We start from the raw sequence: 17,311 nt of genomic DNA, 5'->3' as shown, positions 1-17,311 counted from the left end.
CTGGGCAATTGCTGGGCAATACCTGGGAGGCGCGTCTGTATGCCGCTTGAGCAGGCCTGCGGCGCGCGGTGGACGGGCGGCCCCGCGTGGTGCGCGGGGCCGCCCGTGGGATGTCTCAGGGGGTGGTGGGGAAGTCGGCGGCTTGGATGCCGGCCACGAATGCCTGCCAGGCCTCGGGGGTGAAGCTGAGGGCCGGGCCGTGGGGGTCCTTGCTGTCGCGGACCGGGATGATGCCGGTGATGCCGTCGGCTACTTCGACGCAGTTGTCGTTCGGGTTGCTGGCGCTTGCCTTCTTCCACTGCACGGGGAGTGCGGAGGCGACAGGGAAGTGGGTCACTTGAGCGTGTCTCTCTTCTGTGTGATGAGGTTGCGAGACTGGTCGAGGTCCAAGGCGGTCGCCATGATTTCGTCGAACGCCGCTCGATAGATATCGACTTGGGTCGCGTCTTCAACCCAGTCGCTGCTGAGCATTCCGCTGAGCAGCACCAGGTCGAGGTCTCGCTGCCGAAACTCCAGGAGTGCGAACGGTCCGGTCATTCCGGGGTGCGGTGGTGCCACGGCCGGCATGACCTGAATCCTGATGTTGGGAAGCTGGCTGAACTGCAACAGCTTGTCCAACTGGTCAACCATGACGCCTGGGGCGGCACTCATGCTGAGGGTGGCTTCGTGAATCACAGCCCACAGCTTCAGCGGGTTCTCGGATCGAGTGAGAACGGACTGCCTGTTGATCCGGACCTCGACGCGTTCTTCGACGCTGGGCTTCTTTATCACGCCGCTGGAGATGATGGCGTGAGCGTACTGGCGAGTCTGAAGTAGGCCGGGGATGTAAGCGGACTCGTATGACTTGTTGCCGACAGCGGTCTCTTCGAGACGGATCAGATCCGTGTAGAGCGGGTTCAGTTGCTCGTATCCCGCCATCCAGCCCGGGCGCCGCTTGTCCCGGAGGATCTCGACGAGGACCTCCTTGAGATCCTCGTCGCACTCGTAGAAGTCGAGTAGGGCACGGACTACATCGGGCTTCAACTGGACGCGAGCGTTCTCGTACCGGCTGAGCTTCACCAGGTTGATGCCGTCGACTTGGGCGGCGACCTCCTCGGCGGACAGGTTCTTCAGCTCGCGAAGCCTTCTCAGCTCGGCGGCGATGCGTCGGTACCGCACGGCTGGCACTGCGACTGCCATCTACGTAACCCCTTCGGAACGCTCAGGGACCAGTGTGCATGCGAGTGGTGACGGCTCGCCACCACAAGGGAGAGCCTAGAGGGCCTACCTTGCTCTCGTATCTGAAAGTTTTCATATTTCGCTGACTTGTCTTGCGGTCTGGCACGGCGATGCTCCATGCTGTGAGTAACGGAGCGCTGGCTATGTGTGACGTTCATGGCGTGCGACTGTGACGCACCCTCCTGGGCGCTTCGTGCTGGATGCCATACGAGCCGCCGTGTCGGCTGCTCGGCCTTCTCCACTCATGTGTATGGAAGGTGACTTCGCCATGTCTCGAAACTCCTCCACCATCTGGCTCCCGCGTAGCCGCCGCTCCTCCGCGATCGCCCGCCAGCGGGTCGCCGTCCTGCTCTCCTCCACCCCGCAGGGGGAGCGCTTCCTCGACTCCGGGCTCCTGCTCGCCTCGGAGCTCGTCACCAACGCCGTTCTCCACGGCACTCCGGTCGGGCGTCTCATCTACCTCGCCCTCGATGTCGATCCCGACCGGCTCCGCATCGAGGTCCACGACGCCCGGGGTGACCGCCGACCCGCCCTCGCCGCGTCCGGTCTCGACGACGAGACCGGACGCGGCCTGCGGATCGTCGAATCCCTTGCCGCGCGCTGGGGTTGCTGCCCGCGCCGGCCGCTCGGCAAGATCGTCTGGTGTGAGGTGGCCGCATGAGGGTCGATCACGAAATCCGCGTGGAGATCCCCGGAGTGAGGCCGCCGATCACCCGCACCCTCACGTCCGAGGCCCTCGAAGCCATCTGGGACTCGATCTGCTTCCGCCCCATGCCCAGACTCCAGCACCAGCTTCTCGAACGCGTCCTCACCGGCCCGTGTGCCGAGCGCGACGTCATTCGCCACCTCGCTGCGAACCCGTTCCTTGCCCTCCCCTTCGGGCATTGCGAGTTGCGCATCAGTTGGGCGAACTCCGGCGAGGAGTCCGCGTGATCTCGGGGAGCGAATCCTCTCGATAGGCGTTTCCCCTGCGTGCTAGGTTCGAACGCGTTCAAATCGGATGGGTGCAGGGGGAAGCATGGTCGCGGTGCCGGTGAGTGCGCGATGGCTGTCCGGGATGGGGGTCGTGGTATTCCTGGTCCCCGTGGTGGCGATGGCGGTAGTGATCGGGCCTCGCGGAACGGTCCTCTACGTCTGCGGGCTGCTCTGTGCGGCCGCCTGTGCCGTGCCGGCCTTCTTCCGCTACCGGAACCGCTTCCGCGTCGCCTGCGCGGCCTCCGGTATGGGGATTGCCGCCGTCTCGGTGCCGCCGGGGCTCGTGGGGATCGTGGCCCTGATCCTGGACGGAACTTGGATCCTGTACCTGGCCTTCCTCGCCCTGCCGACCACCGCGATCGCCGGCCTGATCGCCGGGTTCCAGCGGGCCCGGGGCCGGGAGTGCGGGCGGCGGGCGGCCGTGGTCGCGTGGCTGCTCGTGGCGGTCACGGTGATCGGCTGGGCGTACCTCACCGTCCATGAGCTGACGTGGGAACAGCCGCTCAGCTCGCGGAGCTTCTAGGGCGCGCGGCGAGAGGGGAACCGTCCGGGTCGCGCGGTCGATATCCGGTTGAACGCGGCCCGTCCCTGTCTAGGGTGATCGAATGAGCGAAGAAGCGGTCTCCCTGCGTCCGATAGCCGAAGCCGACCTCCCGGCCTTCAACGAGCTGGTGAACGACCCCGAGGCGGCGGGCGAGTTCCAGTGGTACGGCTGGGGGGATCCTGACCGGTTCCGTCGCCGGTGGGCCGAGAACGGGCTGATGAGCGACGAACAGTGGGTGTTCGCGGTCACCGCCGGCGGCGAGTTCCTCGGCTTCGTCGCGGCCACCCGGAAGGGTCCGCGGCCGACCTCCCGGTACTGGAGCATCGGCGTGCAACTGCTCCCGAGGGCGCGCGGGCGGGGGATCGGCACCCAGGCCCAACGGCTCCTGGTGGACTACCTGTTCGCGTACACGCCGGTGATGAGGCTGGAGGCGGACACCGAGGCCGGCAACCTCGCCGAGCAGAGGGTCCTGGAGAAGCTCGGCTTCACCCGCGAGGGCGTGCACCGGGCGGTGAACTTCCGCGACGGCGCCTGGCGCGACATGGTCTTCTACAGCCTGCTGCGCACAGACGCCAGGCCGGAGCACCCGTAGGCGGCGAGTAGGTCAACGGGCGTTCCGTACAGGGTTCTTCAGCGCTCGGTGCGCCCGCTGCCACAGCCGTCCTCGAAGGCCGCGGGGACCGGCTCGGGGCCGGTGGCCGGGTCGCGGGTGAGCAGGTAGCGGGCGCCGGGGCCGGCCTGGGCGGCGCGGTCCTCGGCGTTGTAGAGGGCGCAGCGGGTGAGTGAGAGGCAGCCGCAGCCGATGCAGCCGGTGAGCTTGGCCTTGAGCCGTTCGAGTTCGGCGATCTGCTCGTCGATCCGGCTCTGCCAGGACGAGGCGACCTGGTCCCACTCGGTGCCGCTGGGGGCGGGGCGCTCGGGCAGCCGGTCGAGGGCGACCTTGGCCTCGTCCAGGGACAGGCCGACCCGCTGGGCGGCCCGGACGAAGGCGATCCGGCGCAACGTGCCGCGGGTGTAGCGGCGTTGGCCGCCGCCGGTGCGGGTGGCGTGGATCAGGCCGAGGCTCTCGTAGTAGCGCAGGGCCGAGGCGGCGAGCCCGCTGCGGGCGGAGAGCTGGCCGATGGTGAGCAGGTCGCTCGTGCGCGGGCCGGGCGTGCGGTCGCAGTGGGGTGTCGCGGTCATGGGCACCCACTGTAGCCGCTTGACCTCAAGCTGGCTTTAAGTTGCACGATCGTGGCATGACGACGAAGACGAGTACGGACACCGCCGTCCCGGCCCGGTTCGAGGACCTCCAGCCGCTGATGGCCCTGATGACCGGCGACGAGAAGCACGGCCCCGCCGCCACCTCCACCCTGGACGCCCTGTGGGTGCTGTACGACCGGGTCCTGCGGGTCACCCCGGCCACCGCCGAGGCCCAGGACCGGGACCGCTTCCTGCTCTCCAAGGGCCACGGCCCGATGGCCTACTACGCGGTGCTGGCCGCCAAGGGCTTCATCGACCCGGCCGTCCTGCCCAGCTTCGGCGGCTACGACTCGCCGCTCGGCCACCACCCGGACCGCACGCTGCTGCCCGGCGTGGAGATCGCCTCCGGCTCGCTCGGCCACGGCCTGCCGCTGGCCGTCGGCACCGCGCTGGGGCTGCGGGCGCAGGGGCTGACCGACCCGGCGGTGTGGGTGCTGGTCGGCGACGCCGAGTTCGACGAGGGCTCCAACCATGAGGCGGTGGCCTTCGCCGGCGCCGGCGGCCTGGAGCGGCTGCACGTGCTGGTGATCGACAACTCCTCCGCCACGCACGGCTGGCAGGGCGGGATCGCCCAGCGGTTCGCGGCCGAGGGTTGGTCCACCGCGACGGTGGACGGCCGCGACCACGAGGCGCTGTACCGCGCCTTCACCGCCGAGCACCCGGGCCGCCCGCACGCGGTGGTCGCCAAGGTCGAGCCGAAGGACGTCGTGGTCGGCTGATCGCCCCGACAGTCAGCCAAGTAGCCCGCCGAGAAAGGAACTTCACCGATGGACACTATGCGCGACCGCTTCGTCGACGTCACCACCCGCCTGCTGGACGAGGACCCCAGGCTGGCCGTGGTGCTCGCCGACATCACCGCCGCCGCCTTCGAGCCGGCCGCCGCGCGCCACCCCGACCGGGTGGTCAACGTGGGCATCCGCGAGCAGCTGCTGATCGGCGCGGCCGGCGGACTGGCGCTGACCGGCATGCGACCGATCGCCCACACCTTCGCCAGCTTCCTGATCGAACGACCCTTCGAGCAGGTCAAGTTGGACCTGATCCACCAGGGTGTCGGCGCGGTGCTGGTGAGCGCGGCCGGCTCCTACGACTGGCCGGCCGGCGGTCGCACCCACATGTCCCCGGGCGATGTCGCCCTGCTGGACACCCTGCCGGACTGGACGGTCCACGTCCCCGGCCACCCGGACGAGGCCGAGCAACTGCTGCGCCACGCCTACGCGGACGGCGACCGCAACGTGTACGTGCGGCTCTCCGCACACCAGAACGCGGCGCCGGTCGCCGTCGAGCCCGGCCGCTTCGCCACCGTCCGCACCGGTTCGCGCGGCGTGGTCCTCGCCGTCGGGCCGATGCTGGACGCGGTGCTGGCGGCCACCGGGGGCCTGGACACCACCGTGCTGTACGCGTCGACGGTGCGCCCGTTCGACGCCGCCGGGCTGCGCTCCGCGCTCGGTGAGCGGGCGGACGTGGTGCTGGTGGAACCGTACCTGGCGGGCACGTCGGCGAACGAGGCGCACGCGGCGCTGGCCGACCGCCCGCACCGGGTGCTGGGCCTGGGCGTGCCGCGCGAGGAGCACCGGCACTACGGCTCGATCCCGGAACACCTGGCCGCCTACGGCCTGGACGCGGCCTCGCTGCGGGAGCGGAGCGACACCTTCCTCCGGTGAGTCGGCTTCCTCCGGTGAGTCGGCTTCCTCCGGTGAGTCAGCCGGTCAGGACCACGGCCACCGCGTCCGCCGCCAGCCGCACCGCCGCCCCCTCCAGTGCCGCCGCCCCGAAGGCCGCCACCACCTCGCGCCCGGCGGCCCCCAGCGGCAGCGCGGCCTCGGCCGGCCCGAGGTTGACCGCGACCCGGTACGGCCCCCGGTGCACCACCAGCCAGCCGGCCGTCTCGTCGTACGCGACCCGCACCGCGCCCAGGTCCGGGTCGGAGAGCTCCGGCCGTTCGCGCCGCAGCCGGAGCAACGTCCGGTACCAGCCGAGGAGTTCGGCGTGCGGGGCGCGCCGGGGCTCGGTCCAGTCGAGGACGGAGCGCAGCACGGTGGCTGGCTCCTGAGGGTCCGGCACGGACTCGGCGGCCCAGCCGTGCTCGGCGAACTCCCGCCGCCGGCCCTGGCGGACGGCCTCGGCCAGGCCGGTGTCGGTGTGGTCGGTGAAGTACTGCCAGGGGGTGGAGGCGCCCCACTCCTCGCCCATGAACAGCATCGGGGTGAACGGCGAGGTGAGCACCAGCGCGGCGCCGCAGGCGAGCCGGCCGCCGGGCAGGCTGGTGGAGATGCGGTCGCCGAGCGCCCGGTTGCCGATCTGGTCGTGGGTCTGGAGGTAGCCGAGCAGGCGGTGTCCTTCCGACGTGGCGAACGGCCGCCCGTGGCTGCGCCCCCGGAAGGAGGACCAGGTGCCGTCGTGGAAGAACCCGTGCCGCAGCGTCCTGGCCACGGCGGCGAGCGGCTCGCGCGCGAAGTCCTCGTAGTAGCCCTGGGATTCGCCGGTGAGCGCGCAGTGCAGGGCGTGGTGGAAGTCGTCGCTCCACTGGGCGGTGAGGCCCTGGCCGCCGGCCTCGCGGGCGGTGGTGGTGTGCGGGGTGTTGCGGTCGGACTCGGCGACCAGGAACAGCGGCCGGTTGGTGGCGACCGCCAACTTCTCGACCTGGTGGGAGAGTTCCTCCAGGAAGTGGACCGCCCGGTCGTCCGCGAGGGCGTGCACGGCGTCCAGCCGCAGGCCGTCGATCCGGTAGTCGCGCAGCCAGGCCAGCGCGCTGCCGATCAGGTAGGCGCGCACCTCGTCCGAGCCGGGCGCGTCCAGGTTGACGGCCGAGCCCCACGGGGTGTGGTGCCGGTCGGTGAAGTACGGGCCGAAGGACGGCAGATGGTTGCCGGAGGGGCCGAGGTGGTTGTGCACCACGTCCAGGACCACCCCGAGGCCCTTGCCGTGCGCGGCGTCGACGAAGCGCTTGAGGCCCTCGGGCCCGCCGTACGGCTGGTGGACGGCCCACGGCGACACCCCGTCGTAGCCCCAGCCGTGCCGGCCGGGGAAGGGGCAGACCGGCATCAGCTCGACGAAGTCCACGCCCAACTCGACCAGGTGGTCCAGGTGTTCGGCGGCGGCGTCGAAGGTGCCGCGGGCGGTGAAGGTGCCGATGTGCAGCTCGTACAGCACCGAGCCGGGCAGTGCGCGGCCGCGCCAGCCGGTGGGGGACCAGCGGAAGGCCGCGTGGTCCACCGCCCGGCTGGGCCCGTCGGGGCCGTGCGGCTGCCAGGGCGAGCGCGGGTCGGGCAGCGGCGGGCCGTCGTCGAGGCGGAAGGCGTAGTCGCCCTCCGGGGCCTCGCCGGTCCACCAGCCGTCCCGCCGGGTGCAGCGGCTCAACTCGTGGTCGAAGCCGCCGATGTGGACGGAGACCCGGCGTACGGCGTACGGCGCCCACACCTCGTACCGCGGCATGCTCAACCCCTCCTCGTCAGCAGCGCCACCGGCAGGTCCGCCAGCAGCCGTGCCACCGGCACCGGACCGGCGGGGAAGTCGCGCAGGGTCAGCGCGTCCGTCCAGGGGCCGCCCGCCGGCAGCTCCAGCACGGCGTCGCGCCAGCCGCCCGACCGCTCCAGCCCGTACGGCAGCCGGGTGACGGCGGTGACCACGTCCTCGCCGCGGGCGAAGGCCAGCAGGTGGTCGGGGGCGGCCAGCGGCCGGTACGGGCCGAGCGGGCGGGAGCGGCGCAGGTGCAGGGCGGTGGCGGTGAGGTGCAGCTTCTCCCGGGCGAGGTCGCCGGGGCGCGGGGCGGCCGCGTCGGTGAGCCGGACGGCGAGCGCGCCGAGGTCCACCACGCCCCGGTTGTCCGGATCGACGAGGGTGTACAGCGGCTCCTCGCTGCCTTGGTAGAGGTCCGGCACGCCCGGGACGGTCAGGTGCAGCAGCGCGGCGGCCAGGGTGTTGGCGCGGGCGTACGGCGCCAGCGCGTGCACCATGCCCTCGATCCGGGGGAGCAGCCCGGGGTTGCCGTAGACGGAGCGGGCCCGCTCCTCCAGGGCCCGCTCGTAGCGAGGGTCGGGCGCCGTCCAGGAGGTGCGCAGCTTGGCCTCCCGGGCGGCCTTGAGCAGGGCGGCGACCAGCCGGTCCGGGCCGATCGGCCAGGCGGCGAGCAGGGTGTGCCAGAGCAGCCAGTCGGCGTCCCGGTCGGGGCCGGGGCCCGCGGCGGTGGACCAGGCGGCGGCCTCGGCGGCCCAGGCGTCGGGCTGCTCGGCGAGGACGGCCAGCCGGGCCCGGGCGTCGGCGCTGCGCTTGGTGTCGTGGGTGGAGAGCACCGTCATGCCGTGCGGCCAGTCGCGCTCCAGGTACCGGCACCAGTCGTGGAACTCGGCCGGCTGGAGCCCGGGCCGAGCGGGGTCGCCGCCGACCTCGTTGAGTCCGGGCAGCGCGTTCCAGCGGTAGAAGGCGGTGTCCTCGACGCCCTTGGCGGCCACCGCGGCGGCGGTCTGGGCGAAGCGCACGCAGAACTCGTCCCGGTCCGGGCCGCGCCCCAGCCCGCCGAGGGCCAGGGCGGCGACCAGCTGCTCGGTCGGGTCGTCGGAGCCGTCCAGGGCGGCCCGCAGCTGCTGCTCCGAGGCGGCCGGCACGGGCTCGCCCGGCCGGACGTACGGCCGGTACGCGGGGTAGTCGGCGAGCAGCCGGCGCAGTGCGGCGCGCAGCTGCCAGGGCGCGTGGTCGGCGTGCGCGGGGGTGCCGGCGCCGATCCGCAGCGCGATCCGCACCAGCCGTTCGACCTCGGCGGCCAGCTCGCCGCGGGGCCCGGTCAGGTCGGCGCGGCCGCGCCGGGCGGCCGCGATCGCCGGGTGCGGGTCCCGGCACAGGTCGCGGACGGGCCCGCCGTGCAGGAAGGACTCGTACGCCCCGGCGAGCCGGCAGGCGCCGGCGTGGTCGGTGAGCACGCCGTCGATCCGGCGCAGCGCGTCGTAGCCGGTGGTGCCGGCGACCGGCCAGTCCCCGGGCAGCAGCTCCTCGCCGGTGAGGATCTTCTCGACCACGGTGTACGCCCCGCCGGTGGCCCCGGCCAGGTTGCGCAGGTAGCCGCGCGGGTCGGCGAGCCCGTCCGGGTGGTCGATCCGGAAGCCGTCCAGCACGCCGTCGGCGTGCAGGCGCAGCAGCACGGCGTGGGTGGCGGCGAACACCTCGGGCTCCTCGACCCGTACGGCGATCAGCTCGTTGACGGTGAAGAAGCGCCGGTAGTTGAGCTCGGTGCGGGCCAGCCGCCACCAGGCGAGCCGGTACCACTGGCGGGCGAGCAGCTCGTCGAGCGGGAGGCCGGAGGTGCCGGGGCGCAGCGGCAGCTCGTGCCGCTCGTAGCGCAGCACCTCGCCGTCCACCTCCAGCCGGTCCAGGACGGCGCCGAGGCGGTCGCCCAGCAGCGGCAGCAGCACCCGGCCGCGCCCGGGGGCGTCGGCGGGGCCCGGCTGGGCGGTCCAGTCGATGTCGAACCAGCGCGCGTACGGCGAGTCGGGGCCGTCGCGCAGCACGTGCCACAGCGGCCGGTTGAGCCGTTCGGGGACGGGCACGGCCATGTGGTTGGGCACCACGTCGGCGATCAGCCGCAGCCCGTGCCGGTGCGCCTCGGCGGCGAGCGCGCGCAGGGCGGCCTCGCCGCCGAGCTGCTCGCTGATCCGGGTGTGGTCGACGGTGTCGTAGCCGTGGGTGGAGCCGGGGGCGGCTTCCAGCAGCGGGGACAGGTGCAGGTGGGAGACGCCGAGGGCGGCCAGGTAGGGGACGGCGGCGGTGGCGTCGCGCAGGGTGAAGCCGGGCTGGAGCTGGAGGCGGTACGACGAGGAGGGGACGGTGGCGGCCGGGCGGGGCTGCGCGGGCTCGGCGGCGGAGGTCATGTGTCCATAGGTACCCGGCCGGGCCCGCCGCCAAGACCCGCTGCTGATCCGAACAGGTGACCGTTAGGGCCACTCAGGCGGGCCTCAGGCGGGCCGCTGCAGCACCATCAGCGAGCGGTCGATGAGCCACAGCGCGTCCCCGGCCTTGACCCGGGCCCCGGTGCCGGGGGCGGGCAGCCGGGGCTGCGCGGTGTCGACCACGACCTGCCACTCCTGGCCGTGGCCGGCGGGCACGGTGAACTCCAGCGGCTCGAAGTGCGCGTTGAACATCAGCAGGAAGGAGTCGTCGACGATCCGCCCGCCGCGCCGGTCCGGCTCGGAGATGGCGTAGCCGTTCAGGAAGACGGTCAGCGACTTGGCGTAGCTGGCGCCCCAGTTGCGCTTGGTCATCTCCTCCCCGGCCGGGGTGAACCAGGCGATGTCGGTGAGGTCGTCGTACCCGCCGGAGGCGGACACCGGCCGCCCGTGGAAGAACCGCCGCCGCCGGAACACCGGGTGGTCGCGGCGCAGCCAGATCATCCCCTGGGTGAACTCCAGCAGCCGCGCCTGCGGCCCGTCGCCCTCGGGCCAGTGCACCCAGGTGAGCTCGTTGTCCTGGCAGTAGGCGTTGTTGTTGCCGAGCTGGGTGCGGCCGAGCTCGTCGCCGTGGGAGATCATCGGCACGCCCTGGGAGAGCATCAGGGTGGCGATGAGGTTGCGCTGCTGGCGCGCCCGGAGCTCCTCGACGGCCGGGTCGGTGCTCGGGCCCTCGACGCCGCAGTTCCAGGAGCGGTTGAAGGACTCGCCGTCCCGGTTGTCCTCGCCGTTGGCCTGGTTGTGCTTGTCGTTGTACGAGACCAGGTCGCGCAGGGTGAAACCGTCGTGGCAGGTCACGAAGTTGATGGAGGCGATCGGGCGGCGGCCGTCGTCCTGGTAGAGGTCGGAGGAGCCGGTGAGCCGGGAGCCGAACTCGGCGAGCGCGGCCGTCTCGCCGCGCCACAGGTCGCGCACGGTGTCCCGGTACATGCCGTTCCACTCCGTCCACAGCGGCGGGAAGTTGCCGACCTGGTAGCCGCCCTCGCCGAGGTCCCAGGGTTCGGCGATCAGCTTGGCCTGGGAGACCACCGGGTCCTGCTGGACCAGGTCGAAGAAGGAGGAGAGCCGGTCCACCTCGTGGAACTGCCGGGCGAGGGTGGCGGCGAGGTCGAAGCGGAAGCCGTCCACGTGCATCTCGGTGACCCAGTAGCGCAGCGAGTCCATGATCAGCTGGAGCACGTGCGGGCTGCGCATCAGCAGGCTGTTGCCGGTGCCGGTGGTGTCCTCGTAGAAGCGCTGGTCCCGGGCGAGGCGGTAGTAGGAGACGTTGTCCAGGCCGCGCAGCGACAGGGTGGGCCCGAGGTGGTTGCCCTCGGCGGTGTGGTTGTAGACGACGTCCAGGATCACCTCGATCCCGGCCGCGTGCAGCGCCTTGACCATGGACTTGAACTCCTGCACCTGCTGGCCGCGGTCGCCGGTGGAGGAGTAGGAGGAGTGCGGGGCGAAGAAGCCGACGGTGTTGTAGCCCCAGTAGTTGACCAGGCCGAGGTCGCGCAGCCGGTGGTCGCGGACGAACTGGTGCACCGGCATCAGCTCGATCGCGGTCACGCCGAGCTTGGCCAGGTGCTCGATCACCGCGGGGTGGGCCAGGCCCGCGTAGGTGCCGCGGATCTCCTCGGGGATGCCGGGGTGGAGCCGGGTGAGGCCCTTGACGTGGGCCTCGTAGATGACGGTGCGGTGGTAGTCGGTGCGCGGCGGGTGGTCGGTGCCCCAGTCGAAGTAGGGGTTGATCACCACCGAGTGCATGGTGTGCGGGGCGGAGTCGAGGTCGTTGCGGCGCTCGGGGGCGCCGAAGTGGTAGCCGTAGACCGCCTCGTCCCAGTCGATGTGCCCGCTCATCGCCTTGGCGTACGGGTCCAGGAGCAGTTTGGCGCTGTTGTGCCGCTGGCCCAGGCCCGGGTTGTACGGGCCGTGCACGCGGAAGCCGTAGCGCTGGCCGGGCTGGACGCCGGGGAGGTAGGCGTGCCGGACGAAGGCGTCCGTCTCGCGCAGCTCGACGGCGGTCTCCGATCCGTCCTCGCCGATCAGGCACAGTTCGATCCGGTCGGCGCTCTCCGAGAACACCGCGAAGTTGGTGCCGGCCCCGTCGTAGGTGGCGCCGAGGGGGTAGGGCGTACCGGGCCAGACCTGCATGGGTTCTCAACTCCCTTGGCGGAGGCGGAAACTGACATCTGGTCCGAAAAGCTGCCTGGACCCGGACGCGGTCTTCCCGGCCGGGCGGCCGGGCATGTGCGACGCCCGCGCGCCGTGACGCACGGCACAGCCCGCAATACTCCCCGAGGCCATCCCCGACAGCCGGGACATACCGCCGGGGTTCGCCCGAACGGGTGTCCAGCGCCCATTCCTATGAAAAGTGGGGCCAATGGGGTGCACGTGGCCCGGGAGGCTCGCGACATCCGGCTGCGAGCGGCTCGCGGCGGGCAGTACCCTTGATCGTCCGGCCGCCCGGCCGCCCCGTCGAACTCTCGACAGTCCGTCAACGGTCCCCGCGTCCGCGGGGGTCGGCCGCAGCAACCAGATGAGGTGGCGCATGGTGTTCCCCGCCGGCGGCCGAGGCTCCGGGCCCGACGGCCCCCACCGGGGCGGCACCCGCAGCGAGGCGCCCACGGTGGTCATGCGCCCCACCCTGACCGGCCGGGCCCTGGTGCCGGCCCAGGGCGGCCCGGTCGAAGTCCCCGCCCTCGCCTGGTCGGCCGGCGAATGGGAGGACGCCTACCAGCGGGTGAGGCTGTCCGGCCGCGCCTACGTCTGGCTCAACCTCGTCGAACAGCGGCTGCGCTCCCTGGTCGACGAGGTGCTGCACCCCATCTACGCCCCCGCCCACGGCGAGGACTGGGTCACCGCCGCCGCCGGGCCGGCCGGTGAGGAATGGGCCCACCGGGCCGGCGCCGTCCGCGAGGTCAGCCGCCGCAAGGGCTTCCTGCTCGACCCCGCCGACGACGACCCGCTGGTCTTCCTCACCCTGCCCCAGCTGCGCGAACTGATGGTCCAGCACTGGCCCTGCTTCGAGCCGTACCTGGCCGACCGGCGCGAGATCGAACTCGCCCTGGACGAGCTGGAGGTGGCCCGGCACGTGGTCTCCCGCAACCGGATCCTCACCCAGACCGTGCTGGCCCAGACCGAGCGCGCCGCCGCCCGGCTGCTCGCCGTCCTCGACGGCGGCGCGGGCGGGGTCCCCGCCGACGTCGTCGAGTCCCTGGTCGCCGGCCGGTACGCGGACGTGGTCGCGGTGCACGCCGACCGCGTCCGGCTCCAGCGCGACCTGCCGGTCGAGGACCTGCTCGACGGCGCCCGCCGCCTGGACGCGCTCGGCATCGGCCTCGGCATGCTCTGCCAGAACTACACCGGCAAGCGCCTCGTCCGGCTGGCCGGTGAAGGCTGCCGGGTCCGGCTGCTCTTCCTCAACCCGGCGAGCAGCGCGGTACGCCGCCGGGAGCGCGAACTCGGCATCGGGCGCGGCGAGTTGTCCCGCTCGATCGAGATGAACATCATGCACGTGCGCCGGGTGCGGGCCCGGCTGCACGACCAGGCCGGCTTCGAGATCCGCGTCTTCGACGAGACCCCGCGCTTCACCGCCTACCTGGTCGAGGGCCCCCGCACGGCCGGCCAGACGGGCGGCCGCCGCCAGAGCCGCGACCTCGGCGTCGTCCAGCCCTACCTGCGCCGCTCCCGCGGCATGGAGTCGCCCGCGCTGATCCTGCGCGGCGGAGCCGGCCAGCAGCCCGGCGGCACCGAGCCCGGACTGCTGGAGGTCTACCGCGAGGAGTTCGAGGGCGTCTGGGCGGACTCCCGGCCCGTCTCCTGACTCCCGGCCCGTCTCCTGGCTTCCGGCCCGTCTCCTGGGAGAAGTCTCCTGAGAAAAGGCGCTGGCCGGGCGGGTGGCGCGGCTGGAAGACTGCCCGCCGTGACCAGCCTCCCCGCCTGGACCCTGGAACCCGCAGGGCCCGAGGACCTCGAACCCGTCGCAGACCTCAAGGACCAGGTCATGCGCGCCGACTTGGAGCGCCTCGGCCGCTGGGACCCGGAGCGCTCCCGTCAGCGCGTCCGGAAGCACTTCTCCACGGCGCACACCTCCGTGCTGCTGGTCGACGGGGCCTTCGCGGGCTCCGTCAGCGTCCGCCCCGACGAACGCGGCGGACGCCATCTGGAGATGTTCTACCTGGCCCCACGCCTCCAGGGCCGCGGCATCGGCACCGCCGTCCTGCGCCACCTCCTCGCCGAGGCCGACGCCGCCGGGGACCCGGTGCGCCTGATCGTCCTGCGGGGCAGCGCCGCCCAACGGCTGTACGAACGGCACGGCTTCACCGTCGTCCACGAGGACCCGATCGACGTCTTCATGCTCCGGGAGCCCGCCGGGCGCGCTGTCTGACGCGGTAACGATTCGCCCGAACCGGCTGGTACGGCCCGCTTTCCGCGTGGTAGGTGTAGCCCCCGTGAAGATCACGGGGGATCACGGGGCCGTACTGCGCCTCGAAGACGTACACCGCACCTACGGCACCGGCCCGGAGGCCGTCCGCGCGCTCAGGGGGGTGAACGTCGAGTTCGCCCGCGGCACCTTCACCGCCGTCATGGGCCCCTCCGGCTCCGGCAAGAGCACCCTGCTGCAGTGCGGCGCCGGCCTCGACCGCCCCGACCGCGGCCGGGTCGTCCTCGACGGCACCGACCTCGCCGGACTCGACGAGACCCGGCTGACCGTCCTGCGGCGCCGGCAACTCGGCTTCGTCTTCCAGGCGTTCAACCTGGTCGGCTCGCTCACCGCCGAACAGAACGTCGGCCTGCCACTGCGCCTGGCCGGACGCCGGCCCGACCGCGCCGAAGTCCACCGCGCACTCGCCCAGGTCGGCCTCGGCGACCGCACCGGCCACCTGCCCTCCCAGCTCTCCGGCGGCCAGCAGCAGCGCGTCGCCATCGCCCGCGCTCTGATCACCCGCCCCCGCGTGCTCTTCGCCGACGAACCCACCGGCGCCCTCGACAGCACCAGCAGCCGCGACGTGCTCACCCTGCTGCGCGACCTCGTCGACCGCGAGGGCCAGAGCACCGTCATGGTCACCCACGACCCCGTCGCCGCCGCCCACGCCGACCGCGTCGTCATCCTCGCCGACGGCCGCATCGTCGACGACCTGTCCCACCCCACCGCCCAGCACGTCGCCGAGCGGATGACCGCCCTGGAGACGGCGGCATGACCTCACTCACCACCCTGCTGCCCGTCGCCACCGCGAGCCTGCGCCGCCGCAAGGCCGCCTTCGCCGGCTCCTACGTCGCCCTCACCCTCGGCGTCACCCTCGTCGCCACCACCGGCAGCCTGCTGAACGACACCGCCGGCGACGACTCCCCGCTCGGCGCGCCCTCCCTGCACAAGGTGCTCCAGTTCACCTCCGCGATGGCCGCCTTCGTCGCCGTCTTCGTCGTCGCCGGCACCTTCGCCTTCGCCGTCGCCCAGCGCCGCCAGGAGATCGCGATGCTGCGCGCCGTCGGCGCCACACCCCGTCAGATCGTCTGGCTGATCACCGGCGAGGCCCTCGCCGTCGCCCTCGCCGCCGCCCTCAGCGGCTGCCTGCTCGCACTGCCCGGGGCGCCCGCCCTCGCCGCCTGGCTGGTCGCCCGCGGCGCCGCCCCCGAGGGCTTCACCGCCCGCCCCACCGCCGGCCCCATGCTGCTCGCCGCCGCCGTCGGCCTGCTCGTCGCCCTGCTCGGCGCCGTCACCGCCGCCCTGCGCGCCGGCCGGGTCCGCGCCGTCGAAGCGCTCGGCGACGCCGCCGTCGACCGCAAGGTCATGACCCGGCCCCGCTGGGCCTTCGCCCTCCTCGGACTGCTCGCCCTGGCCGGGACCGTCGGCTACTACCTCGCCGCGCCCACCATGCCCGCCGCCCCCGGCGACCAGCCCGACGACCCGCAACTCGCCTCCCAGTGGGTGCTCGGCGCCGACCTGCTCACCATCACCGCCCTCGCCCTGTTCGCGCCCGTCCTCGTCCCCCCGCTGGTCCGGCTGCTCGGCGCCCCGCTCGCCCGCGCCACCGCCGCCGCCCCGCTGCTCGCCCGGCAGAACGCGCTCACCGCCGTCCGCCGCACCGTCTCCACCGCCACCCCCGCCTTCCTCACCATCGCGCTCACCGGCACCGTCGTCGGCTCCACCGCCGCCTTCGCCGACGCCATGGCCGCCCAGGCCCGCGCCACCGCCGCCGCCCGCTACGTCCTGAGCCCCGGCGCCACCCCGCTGCCCGCCGACGCCGCCCACCGGCTCACCGCCGCCACGCCCGGGCTGCACGCCACCGCCACCACGCCCACCGTGGTCACCGGTCTCGGCGCCGACACCGCCGCCTTCGCCGACCACGGCGAGGACTCGCCCGCCGGCGTGCCCTCCGCCGCCACCGTCGTTGACGGCGACCTCGCCACCGCCTGGACCCTGCCCGTCGTCGACGGCGACCCCGCCGACCTGCACGGCGCCACCCTCGCCGCCTCCACCCACCAGGCCCGCGGCCACGGCTGGAAACTCGGCGACCGGATCAACCTGCGCCTCGCCGACGGCACCGTCACAGGCCTGCGCCTCGCCCTCGTCTACCGCACCCAACTCGGCCTGGACGAAGTCCTGCTCAGCGGCGACGCCACCACCGCCCACCTGGCCGGCGCCCGCCCCGGCGCCGTCCACCTCGACGCCGAACCCGCCGACCGGCTCGGCGGCACCCTCGCCGACGCCCACCACCCCGGGCCCGACCCGGGCGCCCACTACGCCTGGATCGCCACCACCACCATCCTCGGCCCCGCCTTGCTCTACGCGCTGATCGCCATCGTCAACACCATGGTGATGAGCGCCGCCGACCGCCGCCGCGACTTCGGCGTCCTGCGCCTCGCCGGGACCCTGCGCCGCCAGGTGCTGCAGATGGTCGCGCTGGAGGCCGCCCTGGTCGTCACCACCGCCGCCGTCCTCGCCCTCGCCGTCACCGCGCTCACCCAGTACGGCACCACCGCGCTGCTCAACCACCGCATCCTGGCCGGCCGGGCCGACATCGCCCTCACCCTGCCCTGGCTGCCGCTCGCCACCGCCGCCGCCCTCTGCCTCCTGCTCGCCGTCACCGCCGGCGTCCTGCCCGGCCGGCTCGCCCTGGCCGGCCCGGCGACCACCCGGAGCGTGTCAGGAAGTTGGCTCTTACAAGATTTTCGTAATCGTTGATCGCTTCAACTCGCCTGTGGTGTCGGCTTGTTGGCGGTGGCAAGCTGGCTGTGTGTGTTGTCGTGGTGGGGGACCTGCTGCCGCAGCTGGCCGCGGTGCAGGTCGAGCGAGTGGAGGCCAGCGGGGACCTGCTGCGGATCACGGCCCGGACCAGGGATGACGCTCCGGCGGTGTGTCCGGCGTGCGGGCAGGCGTCGGACTGGGTGCATTCGCGGTATGTGCGGCATGTCG

The 17,311-nt window shown here is 72.9% G+C and carries 16 protein-coding genes; 10 read left to right on the top strand and 6 right to left on the bottom strand.

Features of this window, described 5'->3' with window-relative positions; translation table 11 throughout:
• Positions 1–115: 115 nt before the first annotated feature.
• Positions 116–337: a DUF397 domain-containing protein gene (locus RZ50_RS11535; protein ID WP_308271592.1), complete on the bottom strand. Its 222-nt coding sequence runs from the start codon at positions 335–337 to the stop codon at positions 116–118.
• Positions 334–1,179, bottom strand: a complete 846-nt coding sequence (locus tag RZ50_RS11530; protein WP_196951509.1) for a helix-turn-helix transcriptional regulator — start codon at positions 1,177–1,179, stop codon at positions 334–336. The genes RZ50_RS11535 and RZ50_RS11530 overlap by 4 nt, the downstream gene beginning before the upstream one ends.
• A 307-nt stretch (positions 1,180–1,486) precedes the next feature.
• Here RZ50_RS11530 and RZ50_RS11525 point away from each other — a divergent pair, with 307 nt between their 5' ends.
• The 4 genes from RZ50_RS11525 to RZ50_RS11510 all read left to right on the top strand — a co-directional run bounded on the left by RZ50_RS11525 (position 1,487) and on the right by RZ50_RS11510 (position 3,329).
• Positions 1,487–1,879, top strand: a complete 393-nt coding sequence (locus tag RZ50_RS11525; protein WP_196951508.1) for an ATP-binding protein — start codon at positions 1,487–1,489, stop codon at positions 1,877–1,879.
• Positions 1,876–2,151: a hypothetical protein gene (locus RZ50_RS11520; RefSeq protein WP_196951507.1), complete on the top strand. Its 276-nt coding sequence runs from the start codon at positions 1,876–1,878 to the stop codon at positions 2,149–2,151. Before RZ50_RS11525 ends, RZ50_RS11520 begins: the two co-directional genes overlap by 4 nt.
• 85 nt (positions 2,152–2,236) lie before the next feature.
• Positions 2,237–2,716 carry a hypothetical protein gene (locus tag RZ50_RS11515; RefSeq protein WP_196951506.1) on the top strand — a complete coding sequence of 160 codons (480 nt, stop codon included), beginning with the start codon at positions 2,237–2,239 and terminating at the stop codon, positions 2,714–2,716.
• 82 nt (positions 2,717–2,798) lie between these two features.
• Positions 2,799–3,329: a GNAT family N-acetyltransferase gene (locus RZ50_RS11510; protein ID WP_196951505.1), complete on the top strand. Its 531-nt coding sequence runs from the start codon at positions 2,799–2,801 to the stop codon at positions 3,327–3,329.
• 38 nt (positions 3,330–3,367) lie between these two features.
• Here the strand turns inward: RZ50_RS11510 and soxR are convergent, their stop codons facing one another.
• Positions 3,368–3,919 carry a redox-sensitive transcriptional activator SoxR gene (gene soxR, locus RZ50_RS11505; protein WP_196951504.1) on the bottom strand — a complete coding sequence of 184 codons (552 nt, stop codon included), beginning with the start codon at positions 3,917–3,919 and terminating at the stop codon, positions 3,368–3,370.
• A 56-nt stretch (positions 3,920–3,975) separates the two neighbouring features.
• Between soxR and RZ50_RS11500 the strand changes: the two genes are divergently transcribed.
• Complete coding sequence (locus RZ50_RS11500) at positions 3,976–4,698, top strand: transketolase (protein WP_196951503.1); 723 nt, start codon at positions 3,976–3,978, stop codon at positions 4,696–4,698.
• A gap of 48 nt (positions 4,699–4,746) precedes the next feature.
• Complete coding sequence (locus tag RZ50_RS11495) at positions 4,747–5,640, top strand: transketolase family protein (protein ID WP_196951502.1); 894 nt, start codon at positions 4,747–4,749, stop codon at positions 5,638–5,640.
• Between the two features lie 37 nt (positions 5,641–5,677).
• Here RZ50_RS11495 and treZ read toward each other — a convergent pair whose 3' ends face one another.
• The 3 genes from treZ to glgX all read right to left on the bottom strand — a co-directional run bounded on the left by treZ (position 5,678) and on the right by glgX (position 12,045).
• Positions 5,678–7,411: a malto-oligosyltrehalose trehalohydrolase gene (gene treZ, locus RZ50_RS11490; RefSeq protein ID WP_196951501.1), complete on the bottom strand. Its 1,734-nt coding sequence runs from the start codon at positions 7,409–7,411 to the stop codon at positions 5,678–5,680.
• Between the two features lie 2 nt (positions 7,412–7,413).
• The gene (gene treY, locus RZ50_RS11485) at positions 7,414–9,837 is read right to left on the bottom strand and encodes a malto-oligosyltrehalose synthase (RefSeq protein WP_196951500.1); all 2,424 of its coding nucleotides are present in this window, start codon (positions 9,835–9,837) and stop codon (positions 7,414–7,416) included.
• Between the two features lie 84 nt (positions 9,838–9,921).
• Positions 9,922–12,045: a glycogen debranching protein GlgX gene (gene glgX / locus RZ50_RS11480; RefSeq protein WP_196951499.1), complete on the bottom strand. Its 2,124-nt coding sequence runs from the start codon at positions 12,043–12,045 to the stop codon at positions 9,922–9,924.
• Between the two features lie 397 nt (positions 12,046–12,442).
• Here glgX and RZ50_RS11475 point away from each other — a divergent pair, with 397 nt between their 5' ends.
• The 4 genes from RZ50_RS11475 to RZ50_RS29870 all read left to right on the top strand — a co-directional run bounded on the left by RZ50_RS11475 (position 12,443) and on the right by RZ50_RS29870 (position 17,080).
• Entirely contained in the window at positions 12,443–13,717 is a 1,275-nt protein-coding gene (locus tag RZ50_RS11475; RefSeq protein WP_374199910.1) for an SAV2148 family HEPN domain-containing protein, read from the top strand.
• 99 nt (positions 13,718–13,816) lie between these two features.
• Positions 13,817–14,281 carry a GNAT family N-acetyltransferase gene (locus RZ50_RS11470; RefSeq protein WP_374199909.1) on the top strand — a complete coding sequence of 155 codons (465 nt, stop codon included), beginning with the start codon at positions 13,817–13,819 and terminating at the stop codon, positions 14,279–14,281.
• A gap of 64 nt (positions 14,282–14,345) precedes the next feature.
• Positions 14,346–15,095, top strand: a complete 750-nt coding sequence (locus tag RZ50_RS11465) for an ABC transporter ATP-binding protein (protein WP_308271591.1) — start codon at positions 14,346–14,348, stop codon at positions 15,093–15,095.
• Entirely contained in the window at positions 15,092–17,080 is a 1,989-nt protein-coding gene (locus RZ50_RS29870) for an FtsX-like permease family protein (RefSeq protein ID WP_196951498.1), read from the top strand. The genes RZ50_RS11465 and RZ50_RS29870 overlap by 4 nt, the downstream gene beginning before the upstream one ends.
• Positions 17,081–17,311: the final 231 nt, after the last annotated feature.

Origin of the sequence: Kitasatospora sp. SUK 42 (genome assembly GCF_015776785.2) — a bacterium.
Taxonomy (GTDB): Bacteria; Actinomycetota; Actinomycetes; order Streptomycetales; family Streptomycetaceae; genus Kitasatospora.
This window is presented reverse-complemented; position numbering and strand designations above follow the sequence as displayed.

Excerpts from the sequence above, each read along its gene's own strand:
- RZ50_RS11530 (WP_196951509.1), bottom strand. The coding sequence starts at position 1,179 with ATGGCAGTCGCAGTGCCAGCCGTGCGGTACCGACGCATCGCCGCCGAG.
- soxR (WP_196951504.1), bottom strand. The coding sequence starts at position 3,919 with ATGACCGCGACACCCCACTGCGACCGCACGCCCGGCCCGCGCACGAGC.
- RZ50_RS11500 (WP_196951503.1), top strand. The coding sequence starts at position 3,976 with ATGACGACGAAGACGAGTACGGACACCGCCGTCCCGGCCCGGTTCGAG.
- treY (WP_196951500.1), bottom strand. The coding sequence starts at position 9,837 with ATGACCTCCGCCGCCGAGCCCGCGCAGCCCCGCCCGGCCGCCACCGTC.
- RZ50_RS11515 (WP_196951506.1), top strand. The coding sequence starts at position 2,237 with ATGGTCGCGGTGCCGGTGAGTGCGCGATGGCTGTCCGGGATGGGGGTC.
- RZ50_RS29870 (WP_196951498.1), top strand. The coding sequence starts at position 15,092 with ATGACCTCACTCACCACCCTGCTGCCCGTCGCCACCGCGAGCCTGCGC.
- RZ50_RS11510 (WP_196951505.1), top strand. The coding sequence starts at position 2,799 with ATGAGCGAAGAAGCGGTCTCCCTGCGTCCGATAGCCGAAGCCGACCTC.
- RZ50_RS11495 (WP_196951502.1), top strand. The coding sequence starts at position 4,747 with ATGGACACTATGCGCGACCGCTTCGTCGACGTCACCACCCGCCTGCTG.
- glgX (WP_196951499.1), bottom strand. The coding sequence starts at position 12,045 with ATGCAGGTCTGGCCCGGTACGCCCTACCCCCTCGGCGCCACCTACGAC.
- RZ50_RS11475 (WP_374199910.1), top strand. The coding sequence starts at position 12,443 with ATGGTGTTCCCCGCCGGCGGCCGAGGCTCCGGGCCCGACGGCCCCCAC.
- treZ (WP_196951501.1), bottom strand. The coding sequence starts at position 7,411 with ATGCCGCGGTACGAGGTGTGGGCGCCGTACGCCGTACGCCGGGTCTCC.
- RZ50_RS11520 (WP_196951507.1), top strand. The coding sequence starts at position 1,876 with ATGAGGGTCGATCACGAAATCCGCGTGGAGATCCCCGGAGTGAGGCCG.
- RZ50_RS11525 (WP_196951508.1), top strand. The coding sequence starts at position 1,487 with ATGTCTCGAAACTCCTCCACCATCTGGCTCCCGCGTAGCCGCCGCTCC.